The 10,033-nt window shown below is 72.0% G+C and carries 11 protein-coding genes; 4 read left to right on the top strand and 7 right to left on the bottom strand.

Going from position 1 to position 10,033, the window contains the following annotated elements:
• Nucleotides 1-405: 405 nt before the first annotated feature.
• Both ACFV3E_RS17550 and ACFV3E_RS17545 read right to left on the bottom strand, forming a co-directional pair.
• A complete protein-coding gene (locus ACFV3E_RS17550; RefSeq protein ID WP_500369036.1) occupies nt 406-822 on the bottom strand; it encodes a VOC family protein in 417 nt (138 codons plus the stop codon).
• A 10-nt stretch (nt 823-832) separates the two neighbouring features.
• Entirely contained in the window at nt 833-1,252 is a 420-nt protein-coding gene (locus ACFV3E_RS17545) for a helix-turn-helix transcriptional regulator (RefSeq protein WP_500535453.1), read from the bottom strand.
• 175 nt (nt 1,253-1,427) lie between these two features.
• Here ACFV3E_RS17545 and ACFV3E_RS17540 point away from each other — a divergent pair, with 175 nt between their 5' ends.
• Both ACFV3E_RS17540 and ACFV3E_RS17535 read left to right on the top strand, forming a co-directional pair.
• Nucleotides 1,428-2,648, top strand: a complete 1,221-nt coding sequence (locus ACFV3E_RS17540) for an acetyl-CoA C-acetyltransferase (protein WP_499512208.1) — start codon at nt 1,428-1,430, stop codon at nt 2,646-2,648.
• A gap of 250 nt (nt 2,649-2,898) precedes the next feature.
• On the top strand, nt 2,899-3,711 hold the full coding sequence (locus tag ACFV3E_RS17535) for a hypothetical protein (protein WP_500369030.1): 813 nt from the start codon (nt 2,899-2,901) through the stop codon (nt 3,709-3,711).
• A gap of 6 nt (nt 3,712-3,717) precedes the next feature.
• On the opposite strand, the gene ACFV3E_RS17530 is transcribed toward ACFV3E_RS17535, so the two are convergent.
• Nucleotides 3,718-4,041, bottom strand: coding sequence for a hypothetical protein (locus tag ACFV3E_RS17530; protein WP_500369029.1), 324 nt, complete (start codon nt 4,039-4,041; stop codon nt 3,718-3,720).
• A 106-nt stretch (nt 4,042-4,147) separates the two neighbouring features.
• Here ACFV3E_RS17530 and ACFV3E_RS17525 point away from each other — a divergent pair, with 106 nt between their 5' ends.
• Nucleotides 4,148-4,378: a DUF4287 domain-containing protein gene (locus tag ACFV3E_RS17525; RefSeq protein ID WP_319161564.1), complete on the top strand. Its 231-nt coding sequence runs from the start codon at nt 4,148-4,150 to the stop codon at nt 4,376-4,378.
• Nucleotides 4,379-4,463: 85 nt separating this feature from the next.
• Here ACFV3E_RS17525 and ACFV3E_RS17520 read toward each other — a convergent pair whose 3' ends face one another.
• From ACFV3E_RS17520 to ACFV3E_RS17505, 4 genes are all read right to left on the bottom strand, one after another.
• On the bottom strand, nt 4,464-5,327 hold the full coding sequence (locus ACFV3E_RS17520; protein WP_500535446.1) for a Bax inhibitor-1/YccA family protein: 864 nt from the start codon (nt 5,325-5,327) through the stop codon (nt 4,464-4,466).
• 220 nt (nt 5,328-5,547) lie between these two features.
• Nucleotides 5,548-6,843 (bottom strand): alkaline phosphatase, encoded by a 1,296-nt coding sequence (locus ACFV3E_RS17515; protein WP_500535445.1) that lies wholly within the window; start codon nt 6,841-6,843, stop codon nt 5,548-5,550.
• A 272-nt stretch (nt 6,844-7,115) separates the two neighbouring features.
• A complete protein-coding gene (locus ACFV3E_RS17510; RefSeq protein ID WP_500535444.1) occupies nt 7,116-8,627 on the bottom strand; it encodes a metallophosphoesterase family protein in 1,512 nt (503 codons plus the stop codon).
• A 53-nt stretch (nt 8,628-8,680) separates the two neighbouring features.
• On the bottom strand, nt 8,681-9,076 hold the full coding sequence (locus ACFV3E_RS17505; protein WP_500535443.1) for a VOC family protein: 396 nt from the start codon (nt 9,074-9,076) through the stop codon (nt 8,681-8,683).
• A 116-nt stretch (nt 9,077-9,192) separates the two neighbouring features.
• On the opposite strand from ACFV3E_RS17505, the gene ACFV3E_RS17500 reads away from it, so the two are divergent.
• On the top strand, nt 9,193-10,033 hold an 841-nt coding region (locus tag ACFV3E_RS17500), incomplete at its 3' end, for a LysR family transcriptional regulator (RefSeq protein WP_500535442.1).

Below are 10,033 nucleotides of genomic sequence, written 5' to 3'. Positions count from 1 at the left end.
TGTGTATAAGATACCGCCCGAACTCCGGGCCACGGGATCACGGACGCGCAAGGGGGTACGCGCCGTGCGGCAACCCGCCGCCGCCGTCCGCGGGTCCGCTGCGCCCGCGGCGCGGGCGTCTCCCACCCACCCGCCCGAACCCCGGGCCACCAGCAACCGGCAAGGGCACCCGTCACGGACGCCGCCCATCGCTTGCCGCGAGGGGCGGCGATTCGCGCCGCACGGCAACCCCGCACCTTCGCCCGCCGCCGTCCGGGCACCTGCGGTGGGGCCGCTGTGCTGCGCGGAAAGCCCGGTCACAGGCGCCGCGCCCGCGCGCGGCGACCAGCGGCCGGGCGCCGCCCTCCGCTCCGGCGACCGTGACGCACGGAACCGGCGCCTGCCCGCACCCGTGGACCGCCGGCGTCAGCCGGGCTTGCGCTGGTTGAAGCGGAGCAGGTTGCCGGAGGGGTCGCGGAAGGCGCAGTCACGGACGCCGTAGGGCTGGTCCATGGGCTCCTGGAGCACCTCGCCGCCCGCGTCGCGGATGCGCTCGAAGGTGGCGTCGACGTCACCGGTGGCGAAGATGACCCCGCGCAGCATGCCCTTGGCCAGCAGTTCGCTCATGGCCCGCTTGTCCGCGTCGGAGGCGCCCGGGTCCGCCAGGGGCGGTTCGAGCACGATCTCCACGCCCGGCTGGTCGGGCGAGCCGACCGTCACCCAGCGCATGCCCTCGAAGCCGACGTCGTTGCGGACCTCCAGGCCGAGGACGTCGCGGTAGAAGGGCAGCGCCTTGTCGTGGTCGTCGACGGCGATGAAGCACTGTGACAGCGTGATGTCCATGCGGACCACGCTAGGCCCGGGCCGCGGTCTTCGCTTCCTTGTTCCTGACCGGCCTGGTGTACCGCTTCGCGATGCACGCCGGGATCGGCGCGCCCGGCTCGTGGTCGCGGGCGCGGTAGGCGCTCGGGGTCTCGCCCACGAGTTCGGTGAAGCGCGAGCTGAAGGAGCCGAGCGAGGTGCAGCCGACCGCGAAGCAGACCTCCGTGACCGTGAGGTCGCCACGCCGCAGCAGGGCCTTGGCGCGTTCGATCCGGCGCGTCATGAGGTAGCTGTACGGGGTCTCGCCGAACGCGGCCCGGAAGCTGCGCGAGAAGTGGCCGGGGGACATCAGCGCCGCGCGGGCCAGTGCGGTGACGTCGAGGGGCTCCGCGTAGTCGCGGTCCATCACGTCACGGGCGCGCCGCAGCCGTACCAGGTCGTCCGGATTCACCACGTCAGCATCGCACGGGGGGCGCGTTCGCCACGAGGATGCGCCATCATGGACTAAGCAAGCGCTCAGAAAGAGGTCCGCGTCACAGCCCCCAGGCCGTGACTCGCTCCGCTACGTACAGGTAACTTCCCAGAGAGTCCCAGCCGTACCCCCGCCGCCTCGTCGAGGAGTCGCGATGCCCGAAGCCGTGATCGTCTCTGCCGCCCGCTCCCCCATCGGCCGGGCCGTCAAGGGGTCCCTGAAGGACCTGCGGCCCGACGACCTGACCGCCACGATCATCCAGGCGGCCCTCGCCAAGGTGCCGCAGCTGGACCCGCGCGAGATCGACGACCTGATGCTGGGCTGCGGCCTGCCCGGCGGCGAGCAGGGTCACAACCTGGGCCGGATCGTGGCCGTGCAGATGGGCATGGACCACCTGCCGGGCTGCACGGTCACGCGTTACTGCTCCTCCTCGCTGCAGACGACCCGGATGGCGCTGCACGCCATCAAGGCGGGCGAGGGCGACGTCTTCATCTCGGCCGGCGTCGAGACCGTGTCCCGCTTCGTCAACGGCAGCTCCGACGGCATGCCCGGCACCCACAACCCGCTCTTCGCCGAGGCCGAGGCCCGCACCGCGGCCCGCGCCGCGCAGGGCGGGGGAGAGTGGCACGACCCGCGCGAGGACGGGCTGGTCCCGGACGCGTACATCGCGATGGGCCAGACCGCCGAGAACCTGGCGGCCCTCAAGGGCGTCACCCGCGCCGACCAGGACGAGTTCGGCGTCCGCTCGCAGAACCTGGCCGAGGAGGCCATCAAGAACGGCTTCTGGGAGCGCGAGATCACCCCGGTGACGCTGCCCGACGGCACGGTCGTCGCCAAGGACGACGGCCCGCGCGCCGGGGTCACCCTGGAGGCCGTGCAGGGCCTGAAGCCGGTCTTCCGCCCCGACGGCACCGTGACCGCCGGCAACTGCTGCCCGCTGAACGACGGCGCCGCGGCGCTGGTCGTCATGAGCGACACCAAGGCGCGCGAGCTCGGCATCACCCCGCTCGCCCGGGTGGTCTCCACCGGCGTATCCGGCCTCTCCCCCGAGATCATGGGCCACGGCCCGGTCGAGGCGTCCCGCCAGGCGCTGAAGCGGGCCGGGCTGACCATCGACGACATCGACCTGGTCGAGATCAACGAGGCCTTCGCGGCACAGGTCATCCCCTCCTACCGGGACCTGGGCGTCGACATCGACCGGCTCAACGTCAACGGCGGCGCGATCGCCGTCGGCCACCCCTTCGGCATGACGGGCGCGCGCATCACCACCACGCTGATCAACTCGCTCCAGTGGCACGACAAGCAGTTCGGCCTGGAGACCATGTGCGTCGGCGGCGGCCAGGGCATGGCCATGGTCATCGAGCGCCTGTCGTAGCGGGCCCCGCCGGCCCTTCCCGGCCCTCGGACGTACGTTCGAGACACAAGTCGCAATCGAACCGCCCCCTGGATGTGACCTAATCCCGGGGGCGGTCGTTTAGGCAGGTCAGAGGCGTGCCACCGGTACGGGGCGAGACTTTGGACCCTCCCATTTCGTGACGTTCCGCACTGCAGAGGCCATGGATTCCGGTGCAGAGTGGTGGTGTACAGGGGGCCAGGCTCGGGAAAGCACAGTCGGGAGTACGCCAGTGAGCGCCATGTTCCTCGTCCTGCTGACGGGCGCGGCAACCGCCGTGGCCGCCGGCTCCGCCGCGCTGTTCGCCACACGCGGCGTACGTCGTGACGTCGCGGCCCTGCGCGCGGACCTGGCCGAGGCCCGTGCCGGGCGGGCGGTCGGGGTTCCCGCCGCACGCACCACTCCGGACGCCGAGGCCATCCGCACCGCCGTCGCCGACGCGCTCGCCGACGAGCGGGAGCGCGAACTGGCCGAGGCACGCGCCTTCTGGGCCGCTCAGGAAGCCCCCCTCGGCTACGGGACGGGCGAGTCCGGCGAGGCCCTCGTGGACCCGCAGCTCGACGCCCAGCTCTTCGGCGGCCAGGGGGCCGGCCCGGTTCCGGGCGCCGCCGGCACCGACTACGAGGTGCTGCCGTACGGCCCGTTCCTGCCCCGCCAGGCCGACCTCGCGGGCCTGGAGCCCGGCGGCCCGGCGCCCTTCCGGCACCCCTCCGACCCCGACTTCGGCGTCCCGGCGCCGGTCGTGGCCAACCAGGAGCAGACCGCCGAGCGCCTCTCCGAACTCGCGGACCTGCGGATGCCGCTCGCCGACGTCCGTCCCGGCCCGCTCGGCACGCTCGACGTGTACGTCTTCGCCGACGGCACCACGCTGTGCATGACCCCGGGCGACCGGGACACCGCCGACCGCCTCTGCGACGCCCTGGACCAGGGCGAGTCCCCGATCCTGCTGGGCGGCTCCGCCGTCGCGGGCGGCTACGCGCTGACCTTCACCTACGGCGAGGAGTCCGTCTACGTGCTCGCCGACCGGGTGGTCGCCTCGCTGTAGCCCGCCCTACAGACCGCACCGCGCGGCCGTGTCCCCGATCCGGGACACGGCCGCGTCGCGTACGTGCGCCAGTTCCGGGTGCGGTTCCAGGGCGGCGGCCAGGTCGTGGGCGGCCACGGAGATCTGGTCGCCGATCACGAAGACCCCCTCGTCCGGCACCGGCAGCGGTTCCCGGCCGGGGAACTCGATCCGCTGCGCCAGGGCGGCCAGTTCACGGGCGAGTTCCAGGCCCGCCCGGGCCACCTCGCCACGGAGCCGGCTCTGCGGCAGGGAGCGGTAACGCGCCGCCAGGAGTCCGGCGGCGTCGCGGAGCGTCGTACAGTCCAGCACGGCGCGAGCCTACCGGTGCGTACACAGAACCGAGTGCGTTGCACTGTTGCCAACGGTCGACGGCTCAGGCACGGTGGGGTGACCGGAACGCATACCGGAGGCGCCGATGTCACAGACCTTCTCGGAAGAGACCCACCGGAACCTGCTCTCCCACATCCCGCACTGCACCGGCCGCGAGATCGGCGAATGGCTTCGCACGGTCGACGACGGGCCCGCATTCCTCCGCTTCGAAGAGAAAGTCAGCTGGCTCCGCAGCGAGCACGACCTGTCCTACGGACACGCCAAGGCCATCGTCCACGAATACGACCTGAGGCGGGCCGCGCGGAGGTTCGGCTGACGCGCCTCCCCTCCCGCACATGCGAACGGGCCCCGAAAGGCACTGCCTCCGGGGCCCGTTGAATGTCCCTCGCGGGTCAGCGCACTCAGTCGTCGCCGCGCAGGATCGCGATCAGCCGCAGCATCTCCAGGTAGATCCAGACCAGGGAGAGCGTGAGCCCGAAGGCCGCCAGCCAGGACTCCTTGCTCGGAGCGCCGTACTGGATGCCGTCCTCGATCTGCTTGAAGTCCAGCGACAGGAAGAACGCGCCCAGCGCGATCCCGATGATGCCGACCACGATGCCGAGCCCACCGCTGCGCAGGCCGAGGCCGTCACCGCCGCCGATCATCGCGGCGATCAGGTTGACGAACGTCAGGACGACGAAGCCGATGGCGATCGCCATGCCGATGCGGGCGTAGCGGGCGGTGACCCGGATGAGGCGGGTGCGGTACGCCACGAGCATGCCGACGAAGACCGCCATGGTCCCCAGCACGGCCTGCAGCGGGATGCCCGGCCACATGAAGTTGAGGATCTTGCTCCAGATGCCGAGGAAGACGCCCTCGAAGACCGCGTAGCCGAGGATCAGCGCGGGCGAGGCCTCACGCTTGAACGACTGGATCAGGCCCAGGACCAGGGCCACGAGCGAGGCGCCGATCGCCAGGCCGTAGCTCTTCTCCGAGACCGGCAGCACGAACCACGCCACGAGCGCGCCGAGCACCACGGTGCCCAGGGTCATGGCGGTGCGCATGACGACGTCGTCCATCGTCATCCGGCCGGTCTGCACGGGGGCGCCCGGCGGGGCCTGGTACGTGGCGTCGTAGGGGTTGCTGCCCGCGTACGGGTTCGTGCCCGCGTAGGGGTTGCCGCCCGTCTGGGGGACGCCCTGCGTCTGCGGCTGACCGCCGAAGCCCGCGTAGCCCTCCCCGCGGGAGAACCCACGCCGCGAGAAGACCGGGTTGCTGCTCCTCATCTGTCACTCCTCCATGGCCGCGCGATACGGCTTCGCACCAAGAGTAATGGTATGGCAAAGCAGGTCGCCTACGCCTCAAGGAGGATCTTTTGCGGCCCGCGCACCATGCCTGCCACCACGCCTTTCCCCGTCCCCGCGGCGTCACACCGCCAGGCGGGGAACGGCGGGTGCCGGGGAGGGGCAGTCCCCTCCCCGGCACCCGCCGGAAGTGGATCCTCGCTCAGCGACGCGTCGCCAGGATCTCGCTCAGCACGTCGTGCACGTAGGTGTTGGCGTGCTTGCCGGTGAAGCGGTTCGCGAGCGGGCCCGTCGCGGTGACGGGGACGTCCACACCGGTGTGACCGGAGGTGGTCCAGTCGATGTAGAACGACTTGTCGCTGCCGCGGATGCTGAACGGACCGTCCTCGGCGGAGATGCCGTCGCCGGACTCGTCGGCGGAGTCGGCCTCCTCCACGGCCAGGCCGCCGGTCTCGTGGTCACCGGTGACGACCAGCAGGGTGTCGGGGTGGGTGGCCACGTAGGCGCGGGCCACCGCGACGGCCTTCTCCAGCTCCTGCATGGACTGCAGGACGCGGGTGCCGTTGTTGGAGTGCGCGAACTCGTCCACGCCCTCCTCCTCGACCATGAGGAAGAAGCCCTTCTTGTTCTTGTCCAGCGTGCTGAGGGCCTTGCTGGTCATGGTGGACAGGCCGACCACCGGGTTGTACACGTCGCCCTGGCCCTCGGGGCGCTGCTGGAACATCTCCTCGTTGGAGAAGAGACCGAGGAGCTTGCCGCTCTTGGCGCGGTTCAGCTGGTCCGCGCTGGAGACGTAGGAGTAGCCGGCCTTCTGGGCCTTCTTGATCAGGTCACCCTTGGTGCCCTTGCTCGCCTCGGACGTGTCCTCGGCGGGCTTGTCCTGGAAGGCGCCGGGGCTGCCCGCGGGCAGCCACCAGTCCTCGCCACCGCCCAGGATGACGTCGGGCTTGCTGACCTCGATGTACTGGCGCGCGATCTCGTCCTGCGCCGACCGGTTGGCCGTGCTGGAGAAGAAGGCGGCCGGCGAGGCGTCGGTGACCTGCGCGGTCGTGACCAGGCCGGTGGACTTGCCGGCGGCCTTGGCCTGCTGGCCCAGGGTGGCCAGCGGGTTGCCGTCCACGTCGACGCTGATCGCGCCGTTGTAGGTCTTCTCACCGGTCGCCCACGCGGTCGCGGCCGCGGCGGAGTCGGTGACGACGGCCTTCGGGTCGTCCGGCTCGGTGGTCAGCTGACCCGAGTAGGGGAGCTTGTCCATCGCGAGCTGACCGTTCAGACCGGTCAGGTGCAGGCGCGCGGCCTGCCGGGCGGCGGCACCCATGCCGTCGCCGTTGATGAAGATGACGTTCTTCGCAGCCGGGGCCTTGCCCTTGCTTGCGGTCTGCGGAGCCGTGGCCGACGCACCCAGCGTCGGGCTGACCACCATGGTCACGACCGCGGCGGCGGCCGCAGCCGCCACGGGCGCGGCGTACCGCCGGGCCCTGCGAACACCCTCGGACACAACGACCTCCGTTGCTCACTGCTTGCCATTGCTTGGCTGTGAACTTAGGAGCCTTAGGGGGAAGGTTGACTAAGCGCAGATGTCCAGAACGCGACGGAACCTTCAGGTGACGGTAAAAGCCTAGGCCCGGACTTGTCCGTACAGGTGGCCGCGGCAGCCTCGCGTGCGGGCCGCCGCGCACCGTCGCTTCCGGCGCGTTCGTGCAGATCACCGCCGCCGCGGGGCCATGAGATGCGCGCAGCGGGGGAGGGCCGGGGGAAGCGCCCCGGCGCTCACGTACCGTTCGCGTACGGCAAAGGGACGGTGAAGTCGTCCTCGACCGGCGGGTCCAGTTCGTGCGCCAGCAGGCCGGTGGCGGCGAAGCACCGCACGCGCACGGCGGCCGGGCTGACGTCCAGCCGCAGGAAGCTCTTGAAGAACGGCGGGCTGTACGTCGCCGAGCCCGGGGAGAGCAGACGGGTGAGCACCCGGCGGACGGGCAGGCGCAGCCGGCGCCTGCGGTCCGGCCGGGGCGGAGCACCCAGGACGCTCGCGACGAAGCGCGTCCGCACGGTCACCCGCGCGCCGGTGGCCCGGGTGGCCGGGATGCCGAGACGCCGGGCGAGGACCGCGGACGCCTCGTCCGGGGTCAGGTCGAACAGGCGGCGCAGGTGGAGCCGGCGGCCGTAGAGCCGGCTGTAGAAGGCGAGGGAGTCGCCGCGCATCGGGTAGCAGCGGAAGCGGTCCTCGGTGACGCCGCCGACCTCCACCCGGGGGATCGTGTGGGTGGCGTGCATGAAGGCGCCCCCGCCGCCGGAGACGACGTACTCGATCCTGCGGCCGTCCACGTCCACCGGGTAGCGCTGGTAGTTGTGGATGTCCCCGCCGATCACGGCGACGAAGTTGTGCCCCGGGTCGCGGACGACCTCGTCGACCGTGCCGCCGCCCTCGATGGCGCAGGGGTGGTGCTCGCCGTCCACGTAGATCGGGGAACCGGTGACGAGGATCTTGGGGCGGGGTCCGCGGGAGACCCGGCGCAGCCACTCGCCCTGCTCCCTGTCGATGTCGCCGAGCAGCCCGGTGTCGATGCCTATGATCCGTATCGGCCCCGAGTCGATCGCCCAGTACGGGCCGGGCTGGGAGGCCGTCTGCGAGGGCGCGGAGCGCATCCGCCGGGCCTCGTCGAGCCGGGCGTCGTCCGGCACGTCGGGCTTCGCCCACAGCAGGGTGCGCCACCAGGCCCGGGTCAACCGGCGGGGGCGCGGCGCGGGCGGCAGGGCGGGGGCGCGGCAGAACACCCGCATGAAGCCGTTGAGCCCGTCGTACCAGTCGTGGTTCCCGGGGATGGCGTAGACGGGGGCGTCGTAGTCCCGGTAGGGCCGGAAGAACTTCGTGTCGTACTCGTTGGCGCTGCCGACGGGGTAGAGGACGTCGCTGCAGATCACGGCGTAGCGCGTGCCGGCGCCCGCCTTGAGCATCCCGGGGACGACGGCGTACTGCGGGTCGTCGCCCTCGCCGGTGTCGCCGAGGAGGAGGAAGGAGAAGGTGTCGGGGTCGTCCCGCTCGATCACCAGGTCCGCGCCGGACGCCCCGCGCTCCGTCTGGCCGTTCACCCAGCGCTGCCGGTCCCGGCCGGTCGGGTCGCCGAACAGCGAGGCGAGCGGGCCGTTGCGGGCCTTCCACAGGGTCACCGGGTCCAGCCACGACAGGTTGACCACCCGGGCCGGCATCAACTCCCGGTAGGCGCCGGGCTGCTGGCTCTCCCAGCCGGCGCCGGCCAGGGATTCACGCGAGGAGTCGGACACGGGCGCACTGTAGCAACCGGGCCGGGCGCCGCCGGCGGCGCCCGGAGCCGCGCTCAGTCCTGCGCGTCCTGCGGGTACCAGCGCAGTTCGACCGTGTTGCCGTCCGGGTCCTCGACGTAGGTCGACAGGGCGGAGCCGCGCGCGCCGAACCTCCGCACGTTGGCCTCCAGCACCGTGAACACCCCGGACGCGACGACCTCTTCCCAGTCCAGCGGTTCCACGGTGAGGCAGATGTGGTCGACGTTGGACTCGCCGCGGTGCCCGGCGACCAGGTCGATGATGGTCTCCCGGGTGACCCGCACCGACGGGAACGGGGCCTTCCCCGCGCGCCATTCGTCGACGCGCACCGGTTCCAGGCCGAGCGGTCCGGTGTAGAAGGCCAGGGACCGCTCGACGTCGGCGACGTTGAGGACCAGGTGGTCGAAGGCCTTCACACGCAGCACGGTCATGTCTCCTCCTCAGGTGGTGTGTCGTGGACGTCCTCCACGATCCACCGGGGGGCCGCCGTCATCAAGGCATGATCGCCGTACGATCGTTGAGCGGAGTTCAACGCCGAGGGGGAAGCGTGCTGGAGCGGGTGGAGATCGAGGCCTTCCTCACCCTCGCCGAGGAGCTGCACTTCGGCCGGACCGCAGAGCGCCTGGGCGTCACCACCGGGCGGGTCAGCCAAGTGGTGGGCAAGCTGGAACGCCGCATCGGCTGCCCGCTCTTCGAGCGGAACAGCCGCAGCGTCCGGATCACCCCGGTCGGCAGGCGGCTCGCCGACGATCTGCTCCCCCTCGTCGCCGGGATGGAGGAGGCGCTGCGCAGGGCCGCCGACGCCGGCCGCGGCATCACCGGCGCACTGCGCGTGGCCTTCCTCGGCGAGGGCACGGCGCCCACGCTGCTGAGCGTGGTCCGGCTGTTCTCCGAGCGCCACCCCGACTGCCGGGTCGACGTGCGCGAGGTCCAGCTGGCCACCTCCCGGGCGAGCCTGCTGGACGGTTCCGTCGACGTCCTCCTCGCATCCTTCCCCTTCGACGGGATGGTCCGCGGACCGGTGCTGCTCAGGGAGCGCCGGGTGCTCGCGGTGGCCGCGGGGCACCCGGCGGCCTGCCGGGAGTCGGTGTCGCTGGAGGTGCTCGCGGACCACCCGGTGGTGCAGTACCCGGAGGTGACCTCGGTGGTGTTCAAGCGGGACCGCACCCCGGAGCGCACCCCGTCGGGCCGTCCGGTCCCGAAGGGGCCGGCCGGCGGGTCGTTCTCCGAGATGCTCACCCTGGTGGCGCTGGGCCGGGGGGGGGGGGCCCCCGGGGGGGCCCCCCCCCCCCACAAACCCCCGGCCGGGCACGCCCACCTGCCCCCACCACCCACCACCCCCCAAAGATCGGGCGGGGGGGTGGGGGCCCGGCCACCACACCCGCCCG

This window comes from Streptomyces sp. NPDC059718 (assembly GCF_042733315.1).
GTDB lineage: Bacteria > Actinomycetota > Actinomycetes > Streptomycetales > Streptomycetaceae > Actinacidiphila.
Note: the sequence above shows the minus strand (reverse complement) of the source record. Positions and strands in the feature narration are given on the sequence as shown.

Bases quoted from the DNA above. Each gene is read 5' to 3' on its own strand.
- ACFV3E_RS17550 (WP_500369036.1), bottom strand. From the start codon at position 822: ATGGACATCACGCTGTCACAGTGCTTCATCGCCGTCGACGACCACGAC.
- ACFV3E_RS17520 (WP_500535446.1), bottom strand. From the start codon at position 5,327: ATGAGGAGCAGCAACCCGGTCTTCTCGCGGCGTGGGTTCTCCCGCGGG.
- ACFV3E_RS17505 (WP_500535443.1), bottom strand. From the start codon at position 9,076: ATGACCGTGCTGCGTGTGAAGGCCTTCGACCACCTGGTCCTCAACGTC.
- ACFV3E_RS17540 (WP_499512208.1), top strand. From the start codon at position 1,428: ATGCCCGAAGCCGTGATCGTCTCTGCCGCCCGCTCCCCCATCGGCCGG.
- ACFV3E_RS17525 (WP_319161564.1), top strand. From the start codon at position 4,148: ATGTCACAGACCTTCTCGGAAGAGACCCACCGGAACCTGCTCTCCCAC.